The 23,490-nt window shown below is 58.5% G+C and carries 21 protein-coding genes; 9 read left to right on the forward strand and 12 right to left on the reverse strand.

Features of this window, described 5'->3' with window-relative positions:
* The first annotated feature begins 2 nt into the window (after positions 1 to 2).
* From Q1A06_RS15255 to accC, 5 genes are all read left to right on the forward strand, one after another.
* Complete coding sequence (locus Q1A06_RS15255; protein WP_299565476.1) at positions 3 to 1,307, forward strand: TRAP transporter large permease; 1,305 nt, start codon at positions 3 to 5, stop codon at positions 1,305 to 1,307.
* A gap of 122 nt (positions 1,308 to 1,429) precedes the next feature.
* Entirely contained in the window at positions 1,430 to 2,383 is a 954-nt protein-coding gene (gene dctP / locus Q1A06_RS15260; protein ID WP_299565478.1) for a TRAP transporter substrate-binding protein DctP, read from the forward strand.
* A 73-nt stretch (positions 2,384 to 2,456) separates the two neighbouring features.
* The gene (locus Q1A06_RS15265) at positions 2,457 to 3,926 is read left to right on the forward strand and encodes a pyruvate carboxylase subunit B (RefSeq protein ID WP_299565481.1); all 1,470 of its coding nucleotides are present in this window, start codon (positions 2,457 to 2,459) and stop codon (positions 3,924 to 3,926) included.
* Positions 3,923 to 4,471, forward strand: coding sequence for a biotin/lipoyl-containing protein (locus Q1A06_RS15270; RefSeq protein ID WP_299565484.1), 549 nt, complete (start codon positions 3,923 to 3,925; stop codon positions 4,469 to 4,471). The genes Q1A06_RS15265 and Q1A06_RS15270 overlap by 4 nt, the downstream gene beginning before the upstream one ends.
* Before the next feature lie 48 nt (positions 4,472 to 4,519).
* Positions 4,520 to 5,884, forward strand: a complete 1,365-nt coding sequence (gene accC / locus Q1A06_RS15275; RefSeq protein WP_299565487.1) for an acetyl-CoA carboxylase biotin carboxylase subunit — start codon at positions 4,520 to 4,522, stop codon at positions 5,882 to 5,884.
* Between the two features lie 164 nt (positions 5,885 to 6,048).
* Here accC and Q1A06_RS15280 read toward each other — a convergent pair whose 3' ends face one another.
* The 5 genes from Q1A06_RS15280 to Q1A06_RS15300 all read right to left on the reverse strand — a co-directional run bounded on the left by Q1A06_RS15280 (position 6,049) and on the right by Q1A06_RS15300 (position 10,113).
* Complete coding sequence (locus Q1A06_RS15280; protein WP_299565490.1) at positions 6,049 to 6,642, reverse strand: energy-coupling factor transporter transmembrane protein EcfT; 594 nt, start codon at positions 6,640 to 6,642, stop codon at positions 6,049 to 6,051.
* Positions 6,636 to 7,307 carry an energy-coupling factor ABC transporter ATP-binding protein gene (locus Q1A06_RS15285; RefSeq protein WP_299565493.1) on the reverse strand — a complete coding sequence of 224 codons (672 nt, stop codon included), beginning with the start codon at positions 7,305 to 7,307 and terminating at the stop codon, positions 6,636 to 6,638. Before Q1A06_RS15285 ends, Q1A06_RS15280 begins: the two co-directional genes overlap by 7 nt.
* A gap of 6 nt (positions 7,308 to 7,313) precedes the next feature.
* A complete protein-coding gene (locus Q1A06_RS15290) occupies positions 7,314 to 7,892 on the reverse strand; it encodes a biotin transporter BioY (protein WP_299565496.1) in 579 nt (192 codons plus the stop codon).
* Between the two features lie 128 nt (positions 7,893 to 8,020).
* A complete protein-coding gene (locus tag Q1A06_RS15295) occupies positions 8,021 to 8,914 on the reverse strand; it encodes a succinate--CoA ligase subunit alpha (protein ID WP_299565499.1) in 894 nt (297 codons plus the stop codon).
* Positions 8,911 to 10,113 (reverse strand): ATP-grasp domain-containing protein, encoded by a 1,203-nt coding sequence (locus Q1A06_RS15300; protein WP_299565502.1) that lies wholly within the window; start codon positions 10,111 to 10,113, stop codon positions 8,911 to 8,913. The genes Q1A06_RS15295 and Q1A06_RS15300 overlap by 4 nt, the downstream gene beginning before the upstream one ends.
* A 130-nt stretch (positions 10,114 to 10,243) precedes the next feature.
* Here Q1A06_RS15300 and Q1A06_RS15305 point away from each other — a divergent pair, with 130 nt between their 5' ends.
* Positions 10,244 to 11,803 (forward strand): carboxyl transferase domain-containing protein, encoded by a 1,560-nt coding sequence (locus Q1A06_RS15305; protein WP_299565505.1) that lies wholly within the window; start codon positions 10,244 to 10,246, stop codon positions 11,801 to 11,803.
* A gap of 27 nt (positions 11,804 to 11,830) precedes the next feature.
* Here Q1A06_RS15305 and Q1A06_RS15310 read toward each other — a convergent pair whose 3' ends face one another.
* Positions 11,831 to 13,189: a biotin carboxylase N-terminal domain-containing protein gene (locus tag Q1A06_RS15310; RefSeq protein ID WP_299565507.1), complete on the reverse strand. Its 1,359-nt coding sequence runs from the start codon at positions 13,187 to 13,189 to the stop codon at positions 11,831 to 11,833.
* A 13-nt stretch (positions 13,190 to 13,202) separates the two neighbouring features.
* Positions 13,203 to 14,759, reverse strand: a complete 1,557-nt coding sequence (locus tag Q1A06_RS15315) for a carboxyl transferase domain-containing protein (RefSeq protein WP_299565510.1) — start codon at positions 14,757 to 14,759, stop codon at positions 13,203 to 13,205.
* Positions 14,760 to 14,883: 124 nt separating this feature from the next.
* Between Q1A06_RS15315 and Q1A06_RS15320 the strand changes: the two genes are divergently transcribed.
* The 3 genes from Q1A06_RS15320 to Q1A06_RS15330 are packed head-to-tail and all read left to right on the forward strand — an operon-like array spanning position 14,884 to position 17,471.
* Positions 14,884 to 16,422 carry a carboxyl transferase domain-containing protein gene (locus tag Q1A06_RS15320; RefSeq protein ID WP_299565513.1) on the forward strand — a complete coding sequence of 513 codons (1,539 nt, stop codon included), beginning with the start codon at positions 14,884 to 14,886 and terminating at the stop codon, positions 16,420 to 16,422.
* Between the two features lie 48 nt (positions 16,423 to 16,470).
* On the forward strand, positions 16,471 to 16,692 hold the full coding sequence (locus Q1A06_RS15325) for an acetyl-CoA carboxylase biotin carboxyl carrier protein subunit (RefSeq protein ID WP_299565515.1): 222 nt from the start codon (positions 16,471 to 16,473) through the stop codon (positions 16,690 to 16,692).
* A gap of 47 nt (positions 16,693 to 16,739) precedes the next feature.
* Positions 16,740 to 17,471 (forward strand): GntR family transcriptional regulator, encoded by a 732-nt coding sequence (locus Q1A06_RS15330; RefSeq protein WP_299565518.1) that lies wholly within the window; start codon positions 16,740 to 16,742, stop codon positions 17,469 to 17,471.
* Positions 17,472 to 17,478: 7 nt separating this feature from the next.
* On the opposite strand, the gene Q1A06_RS15335 is transcribed toward Q1A06_RS15330, so the two are convergent.
* From Q1A06_RS15335 to Q1A06_RS15355, 5 genes are all read right to left on the reverse strand, one after another.
* Positions 17,479 to 19,695: an acetate--CoA ligase family protein gene (locus Q1A06_RS15335; RefSeq protein WP_299565521.1), complete on the reverse strand. Its 2,217-nt coding sequence runs from the start codon at positions 19,693 to 19,695 to the stop codon at positions 17,479 to 17,481.
* Entirely contained in the window at positions 19,680 to 20,486 is an 807-nt protein-coding gene (locus Q1A06_RS15340; protein ID WP_299565524.1) for an enoyl-CoA hydratase-related protein, read from the reverse strand. The genes Q1A06_RS15335 and Q1A06_RS15340 overlap by 16 nt, the downstream gene beginning before the upstream one ends.
* On the reverse strand, positions 20,462 to 21,730 hold the full coding sequence (locus Q1A06_RS15345; protein WP_299565526.1) for a TRAP transporter large permease: 1,269 nt from the start codon (positions 21,728 to 21,730) through the stop codon (positions 20,462 to 20,464). The genes Q1A06_RS15340 and Q1A06_RS15345 overlap by 25 nt, the downstream gene beginning before the upstream one ends.
* A gap of 3 nt (positions 21,731 to 21,733) precedes the next feature.
* Positions 21,734 to 22,273: a TRAP transporter small permease gene (locus Q1A06_RS15350; RefSeq protein ID WP_299565529.1), complete on the reverse strand. Its 540-nt coding sequence runs from the start codon at positions 22,271 to 22,273 to the stop codon at positions 21,734 to 21,736.
* A gap of 72 nt (positions 22,274 to 22,345) precedes the next feature.
* Positions 22,346 to 23,380 carry a TRAP transporter substrate-binding protein gene (locus tag Q1A06_RS15355; protein WP_299565532.1) on the reverse strand — a complete coding sequence of 345 codons (1,035 nt, stop codon included), beginning with the start codon at positions 23,378 to 23,380 and terminating at the stop codon, positions 22,346 to 22,348.
* Positions 23,381 to 23,490: the final 110 nt, after the last annotated feature.

The following is a 23,490-nucleotide window of genomic DNA, read 5'->3' on the forward strand; positions in this document are numbered from 1 at the left end:
CAATGGATCCAATTACAATCGGCGCGGTAGGATTTGCGGCGTTATTCACACTTATTATTCTAGGCATGCCGATTGGGTTCTCGTTTCTGAGCATCGGTTTCCTGGGCACGGTTTATCTGGCGGGAACGGCAAGTGCTCTTTCCGCGCTGGCGCGCACGCCGTTCACATGGATCTCCGACTATGTGTTTACCACAGTGCCTCTATTCGTGCTGAGTGGGCTGCTGATCGCCAAGAGCGGTATAGCGAAGGAAATGTTTACGGCGGCCAATGTCTGGCTTGGCCGGTTGCCGGGCGGGCTTGCCATGGCCACCACCGGCGCGATCGGCATCTTCGGCGCCATCTCGGGATCGAGTGCCGCCGGTGTCGCCACCATGAGCACCGTCTGCTACCCGGAGATGAAACGCTACAAATACAAGGACTCGCTTGCAACCGGGTGCATCGCCGCCGGGGGTGGTATCGATCTGATGATCCCGCCCAGTCTCGGATTGATTCTGTTCGGAATCATGACCGAGGAGTCGATCGGCAAGCTGTTCCTGGCCGGTATCATCCCGGGGATGCTCCAGATCAGTTCGTTCTTCCTTGCGATCTATCTTGTCGTGAAGTTCAACCCGTCCGCCGCGCCGGCTTCCAGCCTGCAAAAAGTCACATGGAAGGAGCGCTTCAGTTCGCTGCGCGAACTGTGGATGGTTGCGGCGCTTTTCATTCTGGTGTTGGGCGGCATTTATCTGGGCTATTTCACTCCGATCGAGGCGGGTGGTGTATCTAGCGCGGGTGCGGCCCTATTTCTTCTGATTGGCCGCCGATTGACCTGGCGTGTCCTGATCGACAGCCTGCGTGGAACAGTTTCGATCACGGTTCTGATCTTCACCCTGCTTCTCGGGGCGATGGTATTCAACGTCTTCCTGACATTGTCGCGGCTTCCTGCGGCGCTGGCGGATCTGTTGAATTCCATGGGATCGCCCACGTCCGGCGTGCTGTTGATCCTGGCACTCTATGTTCCGCTTGGAATGGTGCTGGACGCGACCGCCATGATCGTGCTCACCGTGCCGCTGTTCCTGCCGTTTCTGCTTGGCAACGAAATTGACCTTATCTGGTTCGCGATCATGCTGATGATGATGATCCAGATTGGCCTGATCACGCCGCCCGTCGGGATGAACGTCTTTGTTGCCAAGGCCGTTATCCGGGTCGTGCCGGTCAAGACCATCTTTGTCGGCATGGTTCCGTTCCTGATTGCCGACATCGTCGTGCTGATCGTGTTGTTCATGTTTCCACAAGTGAGTGTGTTTCTGCCAAATGCCATGAGATAGGAAAATTCAACTGAGAGGACCTGAAGATGAAAAATGTCAATGTATTCAATTTACTTGCCTGTTCACTTACTGCCACGTCCCTAAGTTTAACTGCTCTGCCGGTCCAGGGTGCCGAGCAAACGATGACGATCAGCTCATTTGCACCTCCTACGCATCTGCTGAGCCCGATCATACATGATCTGGCAGTGGACCTCTCGGAGGCGTCGGGTGGAGAGGTGACGTTTGAGATCTACGAAGCCGAGGCTCTGGGAAAGGCCGTCGAGCATCTCGACCTTGCGATCGAGGGGCTCGCCGATCTTTCGATTGCTTGCACACTCTACACCCCGTCTCGGTTTCCGCTCTCGCTGATGTTTGAACTGCCGTTCTTTGCCGAAAGCGCCGAAGTCAGCAACAAGGTGGCTCATGCCATTCTGGATGCGGGGCTGCTTGATGGAGAGATGGAGGAATTCGAGCCTTTCATTCTGTTTACCACCGCGCCTGCACAGGTGTTCTCGACCACTAAGCTTGAAAAGAGGGAGGATTTCAACGGCCTCCGTATCATTGGACTGGGGCCGGTATGGACCCGGACGTGGTCGTTGCTGGGCGCCCAGGGGGTCAACATGGGATGGCCCGATATCTATCTTGCACTTGAGCGTGGCGCGATTGACGCGACACCGGGAAACTGGGCCGCATCCGACGGGTGGAAATGGCAGGAAGTGGTCGAGTACCCGACCGATATCAGCATCATGGGCGGGTTTTTCTGCGGTGTTTTCATGAACAAGGAGTCGTGGGCTTCGCTGGCGCCGGAGACACAGGAAAAGTGGCGCGCGGTTGCCGCCGATTACTCCCCCCGGATTTCAAAAGCCTACGATGACCGCGATGAAGTTGCGCGCGATATCTGGCGCGAGGCCGGGCGCACGATTGTCCAGTTCCCCCCCGACGAGCGGCTGCGGGTGGCCGAGGCCACGCTGCCGATCTGGAAAGATTGGGTCGCCGATAACGAAGCCGCGGGACGTCCCGCACGGCAAATATACGACGTCTATGTCGAAACGATGAACGCTCTTGGGCAAACAGTTGTGATGCAATTACCCGACTGACCCGGAAAGCCACGCGACGTGGGGACAGGCCCCGCGCCGGTAGACACAAACAGTCAACCATAGGACGGTTAGAATGAAACTGGAATTGATTGATACCACCCTCAGGGACGCCCATCAGAGCCTTTGGGCGACCCGCATGACAACGGCGATGATGTTGCCCATCGTGCCGACAATCGACCGTGTTGGGTACAAGATGATCGACCTGATGGGGACGGTTCAGTTCGATGCCTGCGTGCGTTACCTGCGGGAAGACCCTTGGGAACGTATCCGGCTGATCAACAAGGCCGCCCCGAACACTCCGCTGGCGGCTGGGTTTCGCAGTGAAGGTCTGACGGGGTTCGACATCGTTCCTGATGCGCTGGTCTGTCTCTGGATCGAGCGACTTGTTGCCAATGGTATCGGTGAGGTGATGGTTCTGGAATCGCTGCACGACTGGAACAACGTCAAGGCGTTTGCCGAGACCGTTCACAAGTCCGGCGCGCAATTGAAGATCCCGATGGTCTATACTGAAAGCCCGGTCCATACGGACGAGTATTACGCGTCGCGGACCCGCGAGTTGATGAAGACCCTGAAACCCGATGTCGTCTATATCAAGGATGCCAACGGGGTGATCACACCGGAGCGCGTCAAGACCCTCGTGCCCGCGCTTCAGGCCGAACTTGGCGACACGCCGCTTGAGCTGCATTCGCATTGCACCACCGGTCTTGCACCGGCGGCCTATGCCGAGGCGATGAAACTGGGAGTGCAGACATTGCACACCGCCGTGCCGCCGCTGGCGAACGGCGCGTCGCAGCCGCCGGCTTTCAATGTCATCAACAACGCCAGGCGCCTCGGGCTCGATGTCGATCTTGATATCGAAGCGATCAAGGCAGAGAGCAAACATTTCGAGTTCGTCGCCAGCCGCGAGGGCAAGCCAAGGGGCAAGCTGGTCGAGTATGACGTGTTTCAGTACAAGCACCAGATACCGGGCGGTATGATCAGTAATCTGGAGTTCATGCTTGCCGAGCGCGGCCTTGGCGATCGCCTTGAGGAAGTCCTCGAGGAAATTGCCCGTATCCGCGAGGAGTGGGGCTATCCGATCATGGTCACGCCGTTTTCGCAGATTTTGGGCACACAAGCGGTTCTGCATGTCGTCTCGGGAAAACGCTATGCCATGACCACCCGCGAAACGATCATGTACATGCTCGAACTTTATGGCGCACCGCCCGCACCGATTGACCCGAATGTGAAGGACCGCGTGCTCAGCCTGCCGGAAGCCCGCGAGATGTTGAACTGGACCCCGCCGCAGCCGACGGCGCAGGAAATGAAGAAGCAGATGGGACTTTCGAATGTACCTGATGACGAGTTTCTGCTGCGGGCGCTGTTCTCTGGCGAACATGTTGATGCGGTAATTGCCGCAGGCCCGATGAACACTGATTACCCGCGCGGGGACGTTCCCCTGATGGCGCTTATCGAAACCCTGATCAAGGACAAGCGTCCCGGCCACTTCAGCCTGAGCAAGGGCGGTTTGGGACTGAACATGAAGAAAAAGGCAACGTCATGACAAACACTGATCTAACCCACGAGGACATCTGCAAGATTCTGGAACTGGTCAACTCGGCCGACAATCTGGAGGAATTTGATCTCACGGTCGGCGACACCCGGATAAGGCTCGGCCGCAATGCGCTTGGCGCGATGGAGACATCGGTTGCGAGTGCAACCCCGGCGACTCCCGCGCCGAAGGTTGAAGCGGGACAACCCGCTGATGCCGCACCAGAACCGGCGCCGGAATCCAGCCCGACCTCCAAAGCTCCGCAAGTTGCACAGCCGACGGCTGCCCGGCCCGCCGAGATCGAAATACCCGAAGGTCAGATCGCTATCCGCGCTCCGATGATGGGCGTTTTCTATCGCTTCCCGGAGCCGGGGCAGCCGCCTTACGTCGAGGTGGACAGCAAGGTTTCGGAAGATGGAACCCTGTGTCTGCTAGAGATCATGAAGCTGTTCACGCCGGTCAGTGCAGGGGTCAAGGGCACGGTACGCAAGATCGTCCCCGAGAACGCTGAACTGGTGGAGTTTGACCAGATCCTGTTCCTGGTCGAGCCCGACTGATCCTTTCCCGCCAAAAAAGACTTGCCGGTGACGGAGGCCGGATTCGTTATGACACCGAAGACATTCAAGCGAATTTTCGTTGCCAACCGGGGTGAAATTGCAGTGCGTATCATCCGCGCCTGCGAGAAGCTGGGCCTGGAAACGGTGGCCGCAGTTTCGAGCGCCGATACCGACAGCATGGCCGCGCGGATGGCAACGCAGTCGGTGTGCATCGGTCCGGCATCGGCAGCTGAAAGTTACCTGCGTTCCGAAACCCTGGTGACTGCTGCAAGGGCAACCGGTTGCGACGCGATCCACCCCGGTTACGGCTTCCTGTCGGAACGGGCCGGCTTTGCCCGCATGTGCGCCGAAGCCGGGCTGATCTTTATCGGTCCGTCTCCCGAAGCCATCGAGCAGATGGGCGACAAGGTGTCGGCGCTGAAGATAGCCAAGGAGGCGGGGGTGCCGCTGGTGCCTGGCTCGGGCGGATTAACCCGCACGGCTCAAGAGGTGAAGCGCGTCGCGGACGCCATCGGGTTCCCGGTGCTGCTTAAGGCAAGTGCAGGGGGCGGGGGCCGCGGGATGCGGGTGATACGCAGTGCAACCGAGATAGACGGTGCCATGCGCACGGCGGTGCAAGAGGCGGAACGGGCGTTCGGCGATGGCAGTGTCTATGTCGAAAAATACGTCGGCAGGGCACGGCATGTCGAAATTCAGGTTCTGGCAGATACCCACGGCAACGTTGTTCACCTTGGCGAGCGCGATTGCTCGGTCCAGCGCCGGCACCAGAAATTGATCGAGGAATCCCCCTCGCCGGTCGTCGACCCGGCGTTGCGCGACCGTCTTGGATCCGCCGCTGTCGCGCTGGCCCGGCGGGTCAGTTATCGCGGGGCAGGGACTGTCGAGTTCATCGTGGATGAGGACAGCTCGGATTTCTATTTCCTTGAGATGAACACCCGGATTCAGGTCGAGCATCCGGTGACGGAAATGGTGACGGGGGTTGATCTGGTTGCCGAACAGATACGTATCGCCGCCGGTCATCCGCTTTCGATCACGCAGGACGAGCTGCGAATTTCGGGGCATTCGATCGAATGCCGGATCAACGCTGAAAACCCAGACAAGGATTTCGCACCGTCACCGGGACGGATCACGCGTTGGGAGCCGCCCACCGGCGCGGGTATCCGTCTTGATACTCATTGCCATGAGGGTGCGATGATTTCACCGTACTACGACTCGATGATTGCCAAGCTTATTGTGCACGCGCCAGACCGTGCCAGTGCGATCGACAGGATGATCTGCGCCCTTGAGGAATTTCGTATCGAAGGGGTGGATACAACCATGTCGATCAGCCGGACGATCCTGAACGATCCGGCGTTCCGTGACAGAGGCGTGACCACCCGCTGGCTGGAAGAGGAATTTCTTCTGCCAGCGTGACGATTGTCCACGAACACGCGAAGGCCGCATGTACGGTCCGGAGGTTCACCGTATGCGGCGAGGGGGTCGTGCAAAGCCGTACGATCTACGGTGACGTGACTAACCGCCCGTAACGCGCCTGACGTAGCAACATTTTGCACGCGGGAGTAACGGCTTTATATTCATCAATCGAACGAGCGTGCGTAGATTGCCTCGGACACTTCATCGGCAGACTTGAGGGTTCGCAAGACAAATGGCACCAGCAATGCGGTTAGGTTACGGTCAAGTCCCCGTGCACTCTGCGCCTGACGAACATCGTTAAACACCGAGAGCAGCAGCGGGATGAAACGCAGGCAAAGAGACACGCCAAGCGCGATTTGATTTTTCGGAACCCATGAGGGCGCGAATCTCAATCCGGCCAGAATGCCGTCGACCATCTCACTTGTCCGGGTTGTTGCGGTGACCACGGTAGCGGCAAGGATGAGAACCGCAAAACGGGCCACGATGAAAGACGCGAAATGGATGTTTGTCAGATAGACCTGAACCAAGAAGATCGCGATAAGGATCCAAAAAGCAGGCCGCAGCGCCGCAACGAGATGGCGGGCGCGCACCCCCGAAAGCGCGAAACAAAGGGCAACCAGAGCCGCGCCTAGACCCAGGCTCGTCCAGCCTTCGAAGATGAATAGCAGGGTACAGACGCTGATCAGTACCAAAATTTTCACACCCGGATGCATCCGGTGGAGCGCGCTGTCGCCGAAGACGTAGAGATCGGTCAACATTGCGAGCTTGCGATATAGTTGTCGAGCACCTTGGCCGGGTCTCCGTCGGCGACGATCCTGCCCGCTTCGATATGCACTATCCGGTCAAAGCCCCGTAGCAAATCGAGGTCATGGGAAACGACGACCACATGCTGTGGCAGGGCATTGATCGTCTCCATGAACTTTTGTTTGTTCCAAAGATCAAGAAGCGTTGTCGGCTCATCGAATACGATCATGCGGGGATGCATGACCAGCGCCCCGACAAGAGCGATCATCTGTTTTTCTCCGCCGCTCAACTGATGCGTGAGGCGCGTTCGCAGATGATCCAGACCGAGAGAGCGCATGGCGTGACCGATCCGTTCTTCGATCTCCGCCTTCGGCAGTTTAAGGTTCTTCAATCCGAAGGCCAGGTCCTCCTCAACGATCGGATAGACGATCTGGTTGTCGGGGTTCTGAAATACAAAACCGACATGCCGTCTGAGATTTTTTCGTTCGGGCACTCCGTCGAGAAGGACAGCTCCGGACGCTGGTACCTCAATTCCGTTGAAAAGCCGTGCGAAGGTACTTTTGCCGGATCCGTTCCGCCCGATCACACCGATGCGCCGCTCCGAAAGACGTATGGATATGTCCCGAAGGACGGTAACGTCGCCCTTCTTTACCGTGACGTCTGCGAATTCGATGTTCACCGGAGTTTAACGGGCCGTTTTGGGTTGAATGATAGGATACGAGCGTTTGACGGTCATGATCACCGCCGCCGCGATTAGCGCCTTTATGATGTCACCGGGAAGAAAAGACAGCGAACCGGTCAACGCCGTCGAGAGAGGAATCTTGGCGGTAAATGCGATCCAGGGAACGCCGATGGCGTAGAGTAGCACCACACCACCGATAATGCAGATACCGAAGGCGATCAGAAAGGAAAGCCGATGCCACAACCGTTCGGTCATGTATCCAATCGCAAACGCCGCGACAATCCACCCAATCAGGAATCCGCCGGTCGGTCCGAGGAACACCCCGAACCCGCCCCTTCCACCTGCCAAAAGCGGCAGACCGATCGCCACAAGAAGAAGAAATAGGACGATTGAGAGCCCCCCGCGCACGGCTCCTATTACGCCGCCGGCGAGCATGACGCCCAGAGTTTGCGCCGTGATCGGAACGCCGATCAACGGAAGGGTGATTGGGGGGAACGTGGCCAGTGCCGCGAGGATTGCCGCGAAAAGAGCGATGAAGACCACGTCGCGGGTTTCCAAGAACGTACGGGGTTCGTCAGACACGGTATATTATTCCTTCAGTGTGGCTTTGAATGCATGTCAGTGAAAACAAATGTCAGAACTACGTTGAGTCACCTGACATAGGGTATTGAAAGTTTGGTGTTATTGCAGTGTTTGCACCCTGCACGGTATCAACCGAGCCGACGTTCAAGCGCCTGACCGATCTCGTCAAGACTGCTTGCGATTTCCGCACCGGACTCTTTCAGAAGCCGGATCTTCGCACTGGCGCTATCTGCTTCATCGCCGATCATTGCGGCGACATGGCCGAAACTGACCCCTCTGGGATGGTTTTCCTGAAAGCGCCCGGCGACAATGGCCACCACAGGTTTGCGCAACCGATTGGACCGTATCGCCGCCGCGACCTCGGCCTCGTTGCCGGTGCCCGGCTCCCCATAGATTACCATCGCGTCGGTTTCGTCATCGGCTTCGAACAATTCAAGGTACTCGCACATGGATCGACCGGTGGTGCGGTCTCCGCCCATCGAAACTGCGGTGGATACACCGTGCCCAGAAGCTTTCAGCGCCATTGCGATTTCGGCCGACATGCCGCCGGATCTTGAAACGACGCCAATACGTCCCGACGGATAAAGGGCGTCGGGATTATCTCCGCCGATACCGCCGATCTTGCATTTTCCGGGCGAAATCACGCCGTTCGTATTGAACCCTACCAACCAAGCCCCTGCGTTTCTGGCGGCGGCCACCGCGCGAACCGCGTCGTGTCGCGGGACATTTTCAGTGGTTGCCAGGATCACGCGAATGCCAGCTTCGGCGGCTTCGGTCACGGCATCGCAGACACCGCTTACGGGGACATATAGAACAGCGGCATTGGCATCGGTATCGGCAACGGCGGCGGCCACCGTATCGAATACAGGCACGCCCTCGACCTCCTCCCCGCCCCGTCCGGGTGTGACGCCGGCCACGATGTTCACGCCATAATTGAGCGCGAGTTGCGTATCATAGCGCCCTTGGTTGCCCGTGATGCCCTGCACGACCACTCGCGTTGATTTATCGATCAAGATGCTCATGTCTTGGCTCCTTCGCCGTGTTCAGCGACAATTTTTCGGGTGGCTTCGACAATCGCGCGCGCACCCTCCGACAGTGATGTGCCGGACGGCAGGTAAGTAATGCCGCCGATCCGGTCCGCCAGTGCCCTGGCTTCCGTTTCGCGGGGTCCGAAGAGGCGCAGGATGATCGGAAACTTTGATGTGTCTACATTGTTGCGCTGCACGGAATTGGCAAGTGCTTCGACGACCCTGTCTACCGGTGCCATCTGCAAATGGTTGTATCCGATCAGCAGGCTGCGACTGCGCGGGTTCGAGAATACCGCGTCTAGAACTGCTTCGGTCTTGGCGGTGCCCGGGGCGGGGCTGGTATCGGAATGGTTGGCTGGTTGCCCGCCGAGATCGACAATCATGTCATGCTGGAGAAGACCCGCGCCACCGCCCGCGACAAGCAGACCGATATCGCCATCCAACTCCACATAGCGCGCATCGCCGCCGGGGTTTGAACGGTTTGCCTCGTCGACCAGACGTTCGCGGGGGTTGTCGGGCCGCTGCGAAGGAAAATCGGACAGCTCAGGATGACGCCCTAGTGCGCCGTCATCGATCTGGATCATGGTTCCTACCATTGATAGATCGCCAGCCCCACTTATCGCGAGCGGGTTGATTTCAATCATTTCCGCATCAAGGTCAACGAAAGCGCGCCAGAGCCGGGACGTCAGCCGTCCGACATCGGCAAGGGCCCGGCCCGTCAGTCCGGCACGCGACCATAGATCGATCGCTTCCCAGGGGCGCAGCCCTTTCAGAGGATCAATGGGAACCGTGACGATCCGTTCGGGCGTGGCCGCATGCACCTGTTCGATCTCGACACCCCCGTCGATGGAAATGGTGAGCATCGGCATCCGGTCGGAAAAGCTGAAGGCGAGATACAGCTCCTGCGCAATATCGGCACCTTTCTCGACATAGATCCGATCCACGAGGCCCAGTTCGGTTTCCCGTCCCAGCATTTCGGTAGCGACAGATTCCGCATCCGCAGCGTCAACCAACCGGACAAGGCCGCTTTTGCCACGCCTGCCCGTTGGTAATAGCGCCTTCAGGGCAACTGTACCGCCAAACTCCGCAGCCAGTTCACCGACCTTGCCTGCCGTCTCGCCCGCTGCACCGTCGGGCACCGGGAGGCTGAACCGTCGCATGAGTCTTTTCGCAATATCTTCAGTAAGGTTCATGCAACATTCCTGTCATTTTCCATATCGCTGCCTTGAGGCGGGCGTTCACGATGGACATTTCCGTTTTTAGCATTAAAGATTGTTAACAAGCGTAATGTCAAACAAAAAGCTGTAGCAAGGGAGACTGAATATGTCGTGGCAACCGGAAGTGGATGAAATCGCCAAGCGAAGTGCATGGGCCGAAGAAATGGGCGGAACCGAGGGGCTGGCCCGTCAGGCGGCCCGTGGGCGACAGACGATTCGCGACCGAATTTCAGCTCTTGTCGATGCGGGATCGTTTCGAGAAGTCGGCAAACTCGCGGGAACAGGAGAATATGTAGACGGTAAACCGGTTTCGGTTACGCCGTCATCCTATGTCATGGGATTGGCAAAGATTGATGGACGTGACGTCGCACTGGGCGGCGAGGATTTCACAGTGCGCGGCGGAACCGGATCGACTGCGCGTCGAAAGGGCGGACAAGGCGGTTTTGTCGAAGACCTTGCTCATGAATACCGCATCCCGCTGATCAATCTGATTGACGGTGCAGGCGGGTCGGTCACGTCGCTGAAGCGGCGCGGCTATGCACCGATGCCGGGTACGGATGATTTCGGTCGTTCGGTCGAGCTTCTGGGTGAAGTTCCCGTGATCACGTCCGTCATGGGCACTGCGGCAGGCGGACCCGCGGCGCGGGCGATGCTGGCGCATTTCTCGATGATGGTCCGCGAAAAATCCCAGGTGTTCGCAGCTGGTCCGGCCGTGGTGGAGCGCGCATTGGGTGAAACCCTGACCGCGGATGAGCTGGGTGGAGCTTCGATCGCGGTGGATACCGCTGGATCAATAGACAACGCCTATGCGTCCGAAGCAGAGAGCTTTGACGCTATCCGGCAATATCTGAGCTACATGCCGCAGAATGTCTGGTCGGCAACGCCCTTTGTTGAAACCAGCGATCCGATAGACAGACGCGATGACAAACTGTTGTCGCTGGTGCCACAGAACCGGCGGCAGGCATATAGCATGCATAAACTGATGACGATCATCGCGGATGAAGGCTCGACCTTCGAGATTCAGCCGACCTTTGGCAAATCCATCATTACAAAGTTTGCCCGATTCGGCGGGCATGTCGCGGGGCTGGTTGGAAACAACCCGATGCACTACGGGGGCGCCCTCGACACTGCAGGGGCACAGAAGATGACCCACTTCATCGATCTGTGCAATCAGTTCGGTATTCCGCTCGTCTACCTGGCCGATGTGCCCGGCTTCATGATCGGATCCGCCGCGGAACGCTCCGGTGTGTTGCGCGCCGGCGTTCGGGTGGTCCATGCCGGGCTGCAGGCCACCGTGCCATGCATGACCGTCATCATTCGCAAATGTTACGGCATGGCCGGGATGGCGATGGTCAACCAGAAGGGGCTGAACCTGAAACTGGCCTGGCCGTCGGGCGAGTGGGGGTCGTTGCCGGTTGAGGGCGGCGTGGCTGTGGCCTTTCGACGTGATATCGCAAATGCGCCCGATCCAGCCGCGCGCGAGGCGGAACTGGAAGCCGAATTCCGAACCTACGCCAATCCCTTCAAGACAGCCGAGGCTTTCGCCGTTGAGGACATCATTGATCCGCGCGACACGCGGTTCCATATCTGTCGGCAGCTTGAGGCCGCGCAGGAAAGACTACGCATCGACCGGGGGCCGCGTCCGCAGGTCGGGGTCCGGCCCTAAGCCGGAACCCCTATCATTTGGATAGCTCTACCCAATCAGCGATTTACGCCTTTCTTCGACAAAGCCGGTCCAGATCGCACCGGCTTTGAACTCCGGATCGCCCAGAACCGCGATCAGAAAATCGCGGTTCGTCTTGGGTCCCTCGATCCGGGTCGTTTCCAGCGCGCTTCGCAGGCGCTCTATCGCAGTGGCACGATCCTCGCCCCAGGCGATGATCTTGGCGATCATGGGGTCGTAGTAGGGTGTGATCGCGTCACCGACACGCACACCGGCGTCGACCCGAATGCCGGGTATGTCGTCTGGCAGATCGAACGTGTCGAGGGTACCGGGCGATGGCAGAAAGTTCTTCGCTGGGTTCTCTGCATAGAGACGGCACTCGACCGCCGCGCCATTGTGCGAAACGGCGCTGAGAGTGTCATAGAACTCTTCGCCCGCTGCAAGCCGCAGCTGTAAACCGACCAGATCGCAGCCGGTGACCATCTCCGTGACGGGGTGCTCGACCTGAATTCGGGTGTTCATTTCAAGAAAGAAATACTCACCCGTTTCCGCATCGGCTACATATTCGACCGTGCCGGCCCCTGTATAATTCTGCGATGCGGCAAGTGCGCGTGCCGCTTCCGCCATTCCGGCCACGGCTTCACTCGAAAACCCCGGAGCGGGACTTTCTTCAATGATCTTCTGGAAACGCCGTTGCAATGAGCAGTCGCGCTCGAACAGATGAACGGCCCGGCCATCGCCAAAGCCAAAGACCTGGATTTCGATATGCCGGGCCTTCGGGATGAACCGTTCCAGATAGACAGAACCATCGCCGAAACTGCGTTCCGCCATAGACTGCGTTGCTTCTACTGTCTTGCGCAACGTCTCCGGGCTGTCTACGCGCCGCATACCGATCCCGCCTCCGCCGGCTGCCGCCTTGACCAAGAGGGGATAGCCGACTGTCTCGGCCATCTGTTCAAGTCCATCAAGCTTTCCTGGCAAGAGCCGGTCGGAGCCTCGTGCAACCGGAACACCGGCCTTTTTCGCCAGATCGCGCGCGCGTTGCTTGTCTCCCATCGCTTCGATCGTTTCCGGACGCGGGCCGACCCAAATCAATCCGGCGTCCATGACCGCACGGGCAAAATCGGCGTTTTCAGCCATGAAACCGTAACCGGGGTGAATGGCATCGGCCCCCGTTTCCTGTGCGGCTGCAAGAATCGCATCCTGCCGAAGATAGCTTTCGGTGGCGGCGGGCGGACCGATATGTACAGACGCGTCGGCCATCTCGACATGCATCGCCTCGGCGTCCGCGTCGGAATACACAGCGACGGCCTCGAGCCCCAGCTTTTTTGCCGCACGGATCACGCGACACGCGATCTCGCCTCTGTTGGCTACCAAAATTCGTTTCATTTCTTTCTCCATTTTAGATGCGAATCGTGCGGCTTTTGACGCCCAGCTGTTCAGGCAACAGCCGCCAGGCATCATCCAGCCAATCGTTCAGCAATGACCGGGTCTCGCGCGGGTCGATGATATCGGGGACCTTGAACCTCTCGGCTGTGAGGAAGGGTGATTCGAGATGATCATACTGAAGCTCAAGCTCGGTCAGTCGGGCCGTACGATCCTCAGGTGACAGCGACTCGAGTTCCTTTCGATAGGCCGCTTCGACGCCGCCGCTGACCGGAATCGACCCCCATCGTGCGGAAGGCCAGGCATAGTGAAGATTCAGGCCCTGAAGCCGACCATAGGTCGTTCCCGCCAGCCCATAGAGGCGCCGGACGACAATCGCGCACCACGGCACCTTGCTCTGCTCTATCGCCGCGACCACGCGCACGGAGCCCTTGACCGTTCCTAATCGCTCAGCTTCCGGGCCGACAACGGTGCCGGGCTGATCGACAAAGTTCACCACCGGAAGATGGAACGTGTCGCAGAGGTCGACGAAGGTCTCCATCTTTTCCGCAGCAGCGCGGGTCAGCCCGCCACCGTAATGCATGGGGTCGTTGGCGATAACACCCACCGGCCGACCATCAAGGCGTGCAAAGCAGGTAACGACGGATCGGCCATAGTGCCGGGTCAATTCGAACACCGACCCCTTGTCCATCACCAGTTCGATCAGACGGCGTGGTTTATAGACACGCCGTGTTTCGCGCGGGATGATCGACAAAAGCTCCTCCTCGCGTCGGTCGCGTGGGTCGTCGCAGTCAATGACGGGTGGGGCTTCGAAAACGCTTGAAGGAAGATAGGAAAGAAATTTCTTTACCATATCAAAGGCTTCTTCTTCGGTATCGGCCTCGTTGCCGATCACCCCGCTTTCGCGAACATGAACCTGCGATCCGCCCAGCTCATCCTTGTCGACCTTGACGCCCATGCCACGCTCCACGACCGGTGGACCGCCTGCGAAAACCTGCGACTTTCCCTTCACCATGACAGAGAAATGTGCGCAGGCCGCCTTGAGCGCTCCGAGACCGGCGCAGGGGCCGAGGGCCAAGCCGACGACCGGAACGTATCCCAGCATCGACGCCATGAGCCAGGTTGAATAGCCGGGGATCTTGGTCGATGCCTGCTGTTCCAGCAGACGCACGCTGCCCCCCGCGCTCTCGACCAGACGCACCAATGGAATGCGCATCTCAAGGGCGTAGTTCTCGGCGTAGACCCATTTTTCAGAGATGGTCGCTTCCGACGATCCGCCGCGAATGGTCCAGTCGTCGCCATTGATCGAGGCCTTGCGCCCATTGATCTTGATCGTACCGATTACCGCATTGGAGGGCCGTACCGAAACAAGATTGTGATTCTCGTCATAGGTCGCCTTGCCCGTCATGGCTCCGATTTCGCGGAAACTGCCTTCATCGGCTATTTTATCAATGCGTTCGCGAACAGTCGATCTTCCGGCGGCATGCTGACGCTCTACAGCTTCAGGGCCACCAAGTTCTTCGGCGATTCTTCGGCGCTTTGCTATTTCATCGACTTCTTTTTGCCAGCTCATACGGGATTTCCTCTATGTATCTGCACCACCGGACGTCCAGTGTGCGGTTAAGCTAACAAGTATTGTTGACATTGTGAATGATTTCATCATCAATCAGGGTTAGATGATGAGCGGAGGAAAAACAATGTCCCGACACGAAGAGCTAGCCCAAGAATTGGAGTCTCGCCGTGCGCGTGTTCTTGAAATGGGCGGCGAGAAAAAGCTTGCCGCGCGCAAGGCTGCGAACCAACTCAATGCGCGCGAGCGACTTGATCATCTTTTTGATCCGGACAGCTTTGCCGAAACCGGGATGCTCGCTACATCGCATATCCCTGAAATGCGCGAAAAATCGGCTGCAGACGGGAAAGTCTGCGGCTATGGGAAAATTGAAGGCCGTCCGGCTGCGATCGTGTCCTGCGACATCACGACCTTGGGCGCATCATCGAGCATGACGAATGTTCGTAAAATGGGTCATCTTCGTCGCACGGCCATTCGGAATGGCATGCCGATGATTTTCCTCAACGAAACATCCGGCGCGCGTATCCCCGACACCATGGGCGCGCAGGGAACGGGTGCTCTGGGTCAGGACCCCGAGCAGTTTATCCGCGGACGCGAAATCCCCTATGTTTCGGCGTGTCTCGGGCCAAGCTACGGCACCGGCACATGGTACACCATGCTGTCGGATTTTGTCGTGATGCGCAAAGGTGCCTGCCTTGCGGTATCTTCGCCCCGCGTGACATCGCTGGCCATTGGTGAAGAGGTGCAACTGGAAGAATTGGGCGGCTGGAAACTGCACACGGAAAAGACAGGTCTCGTCGATTACGCGGTCGATAGCGATGAAGAGGCGCTTGATCTGGTCAAGAAGTTCCTGTCCTATCTGCCGTCCCATTCCGATGAACTTCCCCCTGCTGTAGAGCCACCGAACGAAGACGACTGTGACGGAAACGCGATCACCGATATCGTTCCCGCTGAGCGGCAGAAAGTCTATGACGTGCGCAAGCTTATCGCTGCGATTGCCGATCCGGGGTCGGTCTTTGAACTCAAGCCGCGCTTCGGTCGGGTTGCCACAACGGCACTGACGCGGATGGGCGGCAAGGTGGTGGGTGTCGTGGCCACGAACCCGATGTTCAAGGGTGGCGCGCTGGACCCTGACGGGTGTGACAAGATCACCAGTTTCCTCGTTCTGTGTGACAGTTTCCACATACCGATCGTAATGCTGGCTGACACGCCGGGCTTTCTGATCGGTGTCGAAGGGGAAAAACGCAAAGCTCCGGGAAAGATCATGAATTTCATATCTGCCTTGCAGATGTGCAGCGTGCCGAAAATCTCGATCGTTACACGCAAATCCTATGGTCAGGCCTATCTGAACATGGGCGGTTCGCGCAACTCGGACGAAATGGCGGCCTGGACGACCGCAGATGTCGGCTTTATGGACCCGAACATCGGTGTCAATGTCGTCTATGGCGTGACAGCGGAAAGCGATCCGCAGAAATTCGAGGAGCTGAAGGCCGAAATATCCCGCGAGACCTCTGCCTATGATCTCGCCGCGATCTATTCAGCGCAATCGGTACTTGATCCCCGGCAGACGCGAAATTGGCTGTTGTCGATGCTAAGCGTACATTCCCGGGGCAGAGAAGGCGGCTTTTCGCGCAGGGCGCTGGCGAGCTGGCCAACCACCTTCTGACAAACGAAACACTCTGTAGACCAAGAAACAAAGATAGGAATAAACACGATGGCTGAAGAAAAAATCTGCTCTGAAATCACCGGGACCGTCTGGAAGATCGAGATGGGGGTGGGCGATACCGTCGCAGAAGACGATGTGATCATGATTCTTGAATCCATGAAAATGGAAATACCGGTTCTGTCACCCTGCGCCGGCACGATCCGGGAGTTGCTCGTAGATGAAGGAAACGCGATAGCAGAAGACCAGGTCGTTGCTATTGTTGACATCTGATTATATGGGTCGTGCTCACAAAATGAGTATTTCGACAGGAATTCGATGTGACCTTGGGAAGCTTAAAGCACCATGAATACAATTTGGGGCCGATTCTCCCGAATTTGGCGGAAGGGCCTCAGGCCCTTTCGCTGGCCGAGCAGATTGCCACACAGCTCGCAGAATCAATTATAAACGATGAATACGCGCCTGGCGCCCGGATCCATGAAGTTGCCGTTTCCAAGGAGTTTCAGGTAAGTCGGGGCCCGGTGCGCGAAGCCTTGCGCATTCTTGAGAATGCCGGACTGGTGACGATTCAGCCCAGACGAGGCGCTATTGTCAGTAATCTGACGGTTGAGGAGGTCGATGATACCTTCGAAATCCGCGCCGTTCTCGTCGGTCTGGCGGCGCGACGTCTGGCGCGCAATATCGCATCAACAGACCTGGCCCAGATCGAAGAACGGATCGCCAGATTGCAGGATCTGACCACACAAGCGGATCAGGACGCTGCACGTTATGTCGGCATCAGTCAGGAATTGAGCTTTCTTCTGTGCGCTGGCACAGGAAGTGAGCGACTTACTTCCATCGTCTATTCCCTGTTCCACCAGACCATCCGTTACACCCGTATTGGTCTCTCGACGCCTGAGCGGCGGAAAACTTCGGCAAAGACCTGGGCGAAATTGCTTGCAAACATTCAGGCCGGTGCGGAAGACGAGGCGGAAAAGACCGCACGCGAACTTGTTGGTCATTCGCGTGCGATGGCGATCGAGACGCTGAGGAAAGAGCAGCGCGCCGACTGACCCCGGCTCAGCCGGTACCGGACTGTTCCGTAGAATTCCGGAAATCCACCCAGGTTGACATCGCGCCAAGCGCCCGCGCTGCCTGCGGGATTTCCTCGAATACCGCAAGGCCTTCCGCTCTGGCGCGTTCAGCGTCGCGACGTTGACGTGCATCGGTGGTCTCGGAGCCATCGGACCGCAGCACCAACACGATCCGGGGGGCATCGGGCAACGCACTGACACGCACCGCTTCGCGCACCAACCCGCCGATCACATCCACCGACTGGTTCGCCGAATTGGTGAAGACCGGCAGATTGACGTGTGCGATGATGGCGTCGTAGGCGTCCGCGCCCGCCAATATATCAAGGATCTCACCCGCGACGGCACCCTCGCGATGGCGCAAGGTTCCGGCCGGCGTATCGACAGGATTTGACAGGCCGGTACCGGGTGGAAGTCCAAGCTTTTCAAGCTGCTGCAACGCAGGGCCCGGCACCTCAGGTGTGCTCAGCCCGGTTCGGGAAATTGCGTCGGCGGCAAGAACGCTTGTGCCGCCGCCATTACCGAGGAGCGCGACCCGCCGAAGGGGGCGCGCAGGCCGGCCGGCCTCCGCCTGACAGATCAACAGGATATCGAGAAATTCGTCCAATGTCTCTGCGAGCATCATGCCGGTTTGCTGTGCTATGCCGTCCCAAAGCCGGGCCTCGGCGGCCAGCGCCCCGGTATGAGAAGCTGCCGCGCGGCGGCCCTCTGCTGTGCGCCCGCCAATCAACAGGACGACCGGTTTTCTCGCCCCGGCCTCTTTCAGACGTTGCACAAAGCGGCGTCCATCCCGCACATCTTCAACGTAAAGCCCAATCACCTTGGTTTCGGGATCGCAAAGATGATATTCGATCAGATCGGCCGGACCAAGATCGGCACTGTTGCCAAGCGTGGTCACGGCTGAATATCTCAGCCCGCGTTGCTCTCCGCGCAGGATGACGTCCACCGCAAGCCCGCCGGATTGCGAAATCACCGCAACACCGCCCGGTTCCGGGGTCGCGCCGCCGACAAAGGTCAATCCGCCACGGGGGCTGTGAACACCAAGACAGTTCGGTCCGATCAGGCGCATGCCGGAATCGCGTGCGGCCTGTACCAGGCGGGTCTCCCGGCTGTGCCCGTCCTCGGCTTCTCCGAACCCGGAAGACATCACTTGAACGAACTTTGAACTCTGCGGTGCCGAGGCAATCGCGTCGATCGCCGCCTCTGCCGCGACCGCCACATAGGTGAAATCCACAGGTTCGGGCAAATCGGCAAGCGCCGGAACCGCCGTGAAGCCCTCTACCTCGGCAGCTTTCGGATGCACGGGTTGAACGCGCCCCTTGTAACCGTAGGCAAGGCTATGGCGGATCACCTCGTTGCCAAAGCTCGTTCCCGTCGCAGAAGCGCCCAGAACCGCGATGGATTGCGGCATGAACAGTGGCTGGAAAGACTTGTACAGCTGGTCGGGGTCAAGCTGGGGTGCATCGTGCACAGGTGTACGCGGGGTGGCGGCAAGCAGGATGCGGGCATCCACGGCGATGGCGCCGTCGCTGTGGACAATCAACGGATTGATGTCGATGGCATCCACCTGGCCGTCCAGCGCAGACATCAGTCCGTCCCGGCCACCAAGCGCGAGGAGCGCTGCAATGATCGCGTCTTCGTCACAGACCTCTTTTCCACGCGCACCCCGCAACAGCGGCACCGACCGCAGGCCGTCGATCATGCTGCGCCCATCCTGTTCGGTGATGGGACAGGCGCGAAAGGCCACGTCTTCAAAGACCTCTACGAAAACACCGCCGAGGCCGATCATGACGCAAGGCCCAAGCCGGGGATCCCAAAACCCCCCAATCACCATCTCCAATCCGGGCGCGCATTGTTCTTCGACCAAAAACCCGGTGACAGTTGCTCCGGCCCGAGTGGCGGCATCGGCGATCTCGTCGAGCGCATCCCGTACTTCGGCTGCGTTCTGAAGGCCGAGCCTGACGCCACCGAAGTCCGATTTATGCGCACCATCCGGGGTCATGACCTTGGCGACCATGGGCGGGCGCAGACCCGCAAGTGCTGCGTCGGTTGCATCTTCCGCGCGGCTCAGTGTGCGTCCTTGCGGCACCGGAATCCCGGCAGTCCGCAACAGCGCCTTGGCGTCAGGCTCCGAAATGGCCGTCGCCCCGGATTGTCGTGCCACTTCAGCTTCGCTTGCGGCGGTTTCTATCAGCGAAATTCCCATTCCGGTGTCCTTTTGTCGTTAAAAGCAGTTATTCCTTCGGCGCGGTCCTCGCTGGCCGAAAGGCGCTGATGAACAGAGACTTCCAATGCCAGGCCGGTCGCAAGCGGCGCGTCGATACCACGGTCCATCGCCCGTTTTGCGCCCTGAACGGCGAGAGGTGCGTTGGCCGCGATCCGTTGCGCCACGGCGATCGCAGCCGCCAGTTCTTCGCCCGGAGGGTGCAGCGCATTGACGAGGCCCCAATCATGCGCCTTTTGTGCAGAGAACTGATCACCGGTGAGGATCAGCTCCTTTGCACGGCGCAGTCCGATCGTACGTGCCAAAAGCTGCGTGCCGCCCGCGCCCGGCATGATTCCGAGCGTGATTTCCGGCAACCCGAACACAGCGTCTTGCGCGGCATGGATGAAATCCGCAGCCAGCGCGAGTTCGCATCCCCCTCCGAGCGCATACCCACGGACCGCCGCAACGAGGGGCCAGGGAAAATTCCAAAGGCTTTCGAACGCATCGCGGAACAGCGCATGCTGTTTGCGCCATGCATCATTCGTCATTCCGGCCCGTTCTTTCAGGTCCGCGCCTACGCTGAAGGCGCGTTTTCCTGCTCCTGTCAGTACGACGGCCCGGATATCGTCACGTCGCCTGAGTGTCGCACCGAAAAGAACAACCATCTCTTCGGCCATCGCGGTATCGAATGCGTTCATCGCGCGCGGACGATCCAAGGTCACGACGATCACGCCACTACCCGCTTCCGAAAGCCGTAACCGCTCTGTCATCGCAACGTCGCAGGGAGCCATGTCGCAAGCCCGGGCAGGAAGATCATAAGGATGGCGTAGACAACACCCACCCCTACGAACATCAACGCGTTACCGAATGCCCGGTCTGCGGACAGGTTGATGACACTTGCTGCTGTATAGAGGCCGACACAGACCGGAGGCGTAAGCAATCCAAGACCGGCAAAGGCAGTGAACACGATGTAGAGATGCGTCAACGGAATATCGAGGGTGATCGCGACTGCCATGAACACCGGGATTGTCAGGTAGAACACCGGGACGAGTTCGATGAACGTACCCAGGATCAGGCAGATCGCCCCCACCACGAACAGGAACATGATCGGCGTGACGCCATATTCGACGAAAAAGGTCGTGAGCTTCTGTGGCGCTTGTGTGTACGTCAGCACGACCGACAGGAAGGTCGCCATCGCGATGATGGAGAAGATCACCGCCGTGGTAACTGCCGTTCCCTGCAGCGATTGCCATAGACCTGCGAAGGTCAGTTCACGGTGAATTGTGAATCCAAGAAAAATCGCCCAGATCGAAGCGACGGCGGCCGTTTCGGACGGCGTCAGTAGCCCACTGTAGATGCCGCCCAGGATGATCACCGGTGTCATCAACCCCGGCAACGCCTGCCGAAAGGCGGTCAGTCGCTGCGCAAGGGTGGCGCGCGTTTCCCGTTCCATGTGTCGACAACGGATAACGACAACGACGATCAGCAGCACGATCAGCGTGAGACCGGGGATCACGCCTGCGGCGAAAGTATCGGATACGGGCACACCGGTAAGCGCCGAATAGATGATTGCCGCGTTTGACGGTGGTATGAGCGCTTCAAGCAGACCCGCCGCCGCTGCAAGTGCGACGGTGAAGGGTGCGGAATACCCCTTGCGCAACATCTGCGGCATCATGATCGACCCGACCGCTGTGATCGCGGCAAGGATCGACCCGCAGAACGCAGCGAAAAAGCCCATAGTGATGACCATCGCCACGCCGAGACCGCCGGGCCAGTGGCCGACGAGCGCCATCGCGAAATCGACGAGGCGCCGGGCGACACCCGAGCGCAGCATGACCAGACCCGCGAAGATGAAAAGCGGGATCGCGAGCAGCACCTGTTTTGTGACCGCACCGAACGCGATCTGGATCAGGGTTGACCAAGGCAGGTCGAGACCCTGGGTTGCGACGACGCTCGAACCGATGCCGAAGACAAGGAAAATCGGGAGCGACAGGAACAGAAGGAATAGTGAAAGGCCGATGACGACGGGAACCATGACTTACGCCTCCAATTCTTTGGAATGTGTTTCGGGATTTTCGGTATCGGGCTCCCCGAAAAGGGCGTTGAGCAGGTTTTCGAGCGCAAAGCTTGTCAGGATGGCAAAACCAACCGGGAAAGAAAGATAAATCCACCAGATCGGAAAGGACCACTCCATTTCCGTCCTCTGCCCGACCATCTTGAAAAGGGCGGTCGCATCATACCCGGCATAGCAGAACGTGGCACCGGCCCCGATTGCGATGAGCGCGATGACGGCGCGCAGCGCGCGGGCAGGTCGGGGCGACAACCGCTCAGGCAGAAAATCGACCGCAATATGTGATCCGCTACGCATGAGGACACCGGCAACCGGAAAGATCAGCCAAGGCATCAACATCGGAGGTAGTTCCAGGACCACATTGTAGCCGATGCCGGTCACATACCGGGTGACTGCTCCTCCAAACACCGTCAGAACCATGAAAGCGACAAGGACTCCCGCCATTGTCTTGACGACAATCTCAAGAATATTGTTGAGCCCGACAAGAGCGCGAAGAGCAGATCTCATTGGTATCTCCCGAAAATGGAATACAGGTTGATGGCTGCCCCGCGCCCAGCGGAGCAGCTTCAAGCTTCGAGCCTACTGGCCTGAGTACTCCATCACGGCTTCAAGCACCTCCGGGTCGATCATCTCGCTCAGACCGGGAAGAACTTTCTCATTGTTGATGCGTTCGAACTCTGCCTGTGCCTCCTCGGTCAGAGTGTCTACCTGACCACCTTGCTCAGAGACAAACTCTTCGAGTACATCATCGGAGAAAGCCATGATCGAAGCTGTGGATTCTTCGGAAATCTCTTCGCCTACCTCGATCAGCAACTGCTGTACGTCTTCGGGTAGCCCATCAAACCACGCCTGACTGACAAGAATGAAGGAATCCGCGTAGAACTGGTGCGGAAGTTGTCCGTACTTGACATGGTCCCACCAGCTATAAGCCTTGATTGCCGACGGCACTGTCGAGAAGGTGTCAATCATCCCGTTCTGGAGGGCTGTGTAAACCTCTCCGGTCGGCATCGAGACCGCGTCGGCACCGAGAGCTGTCCAGCGGGGCCGCTCGATGCCACTGAGATAGCGCGCCTTGAGCCCCTCAAATGCCTCGGGCGAAGTAAGTGGGCGCTCGGCCGTAAACGACATGAACGGTCCGGTGGGGTTGTAGGCAAGAAACTTGGTCCGTGTCCGGGTAAGGACGTCATCCCAGATCTCCTGGCCCACCTCCGTTTCGCGGAAGAACTTGCGAAGATGATCGAAGTTCTCGAAAACACCCGGCAGGGCCTCCACGTTGTAGTTGCGGTTCACCGGCGGAAAACTGACCGTTCCGACCACGCCTCCAAGCTGAACGGAACCCGCTGTCAATGCTCCCATGACCTCGCGGATCCCAAATAGTTGCCCGGATGGAAAGGTTTCGACCCGGATCTTACCCTCACCCCTGGCATTCACCCGGTCGGCGAACTCCTGGCAGAATATGGCACTGTGATGTTTGGGGGCCCAGTGATAGCTAAGTCGCGCTACAATCTCGTCCGCCGATGCTGCGGAGATCCAGACGGATCCGGCAGCCAGGCCGAGCCCTAGAGTTGTAACGGTGCGGACGCGCCGCAGCATTTTTGTAAATTTCCCTGACATGTTTCCTCCCTACGTCCATTTTTGGACTGCTTAGCGTCGCTAATCCTTGGTAACGCCGAGGATTCGACTACTGCTGACAATGTTGACATTCTTAATTTCATTACGTCAAC

The organism is uncultured Sulfitobacter sp. (assembly GCF_947497275.1).
GTDB lineage: Bacteria > Pseudomonadota > Alphaproteobacteria > Rhodobacterales > Rhodobacteraceae > Sulfitobacter.

Coding starts and splice junctions, on each gene's coding strand:
- Q1A06_RS15255 (WP_299565476.1), top strand. CDS start 3: ATGGATCCAATTACAATCGGCGCGGTAGGATTTGCGGCGTTATTCACA.
- dctP (WP_299565478.1), top strand. CDS start 1,430: ATGACGATCAGCTCATTTGCACCTCCTACGCATCTGCTGAGCCCGATC.
- Q1A06_RS15265 (WP_299565481.1), top strand. CDS start 2,457: ATGAAACTGGAATTGATTGATACCACCCTCAGGGACGCCCATCAGAGC.
- Q1A06_RS15270 (WP_299565484.1), top strand. CDS start 3,923: ATGACAAACACTGATCTAACCCACGAGGACATCTGCAAGATTCTGGAA.
- accC (WP_299565487.1), top strand. CDS start 4,520: ATGACACCGAAGACATTCAAGCGAATTTTCGTTGCCAACCGGGGTGAA.
- Q1A06_RS15280 (WP_299565490.1), bottom strand. CDS start 6,642: ATGTTGACCGATCTCTACGTCTTCGGCGACAGCGCGCTCCACCGGATG.
- Q1A06_RS15295 (WP_299565499.1), bottom strand. CDS start 8,914: ATGAGCATCTTGATCGATAAATCAACGCGAGTGGTCGTGCAGGGCATC.
- Q1A06_RS15300 (WP_299565502.1), bottom strand. CDS start 10,113: ATGAACCTTACTGAAGATATTGCGAAAAGACTCATGCGACGGTTCAGC.
- Q1A06_RS15305 (WP_299565505.1), top strand. CDS start 10,244: ATGTCGTGGCAACCGGAAGTGGATGAAATCGCCAAGCGAAGTGCATGG.
- Q1A06_RS15310 (WP_299565507.1), bottom strand. CDS start 13,189: ATGAAACGAATTTTGGTAGCCAACAGAGGCGAGATCGCGTGTCGCGTG.
- Q1A06_RS15315 (WP_299565510.1), bottom strand. CDS start 14,759: ATGAGCTGGCAAAAAGAAGTCGATGAAATAGCAAAGCGCCGAAGAATC.
- Q1A06_RS15320 (WP_299565513.1), top strand. CDS start 14,884: ATGTCCCGACACGAAGAGCTAGCCCAAGAATTGGAGTCTCGCCGTGCG.
- Q1A06_RS15325 (WP_299565515.1), top strand. CDS start 16,471: ATGGCTGAAGAAAAAATCTGCTCTGAAATCACCGGGACCGTCTGGAAG.
- Q1A06_RS15335 (WP_299565521.1), bottom strand. CDS start 19,695: ATGGGAATTTCGCTGATAGAAACCGCCGCAAGCGAAGCTGAAGTGGCA.
- Q1A06_RS15340 (WP_299565524.1), bottom strand. CDS start 20,486: ATGGCTCCCTGCGACGTTGCGATGACAGAGCGGTTACGGCTTTCGGAA.
- Q1A06_RS15345 (WP_299565526.1), bottom strand. CDS start 21,730: ATGGTTCCCGTCGTCATCGGCCTTTCACTATTCCTTCTGTTCCTGTCG.
- Q1A06_RS15350 (WP_299565529.1), bottom strand. CDS start 22,273: ATGAGATCTGCTCTTCGCGCTCTTGTCGGGCTCAACAATATTCTTGAG.
- Q1A06_RS15355 (WP_299565532.1), bottom strand. CDS start 23,380: ATGTCAGGGAAATTTACAAAAATGCTGCGGCGCGTCCGCACCGTTACA.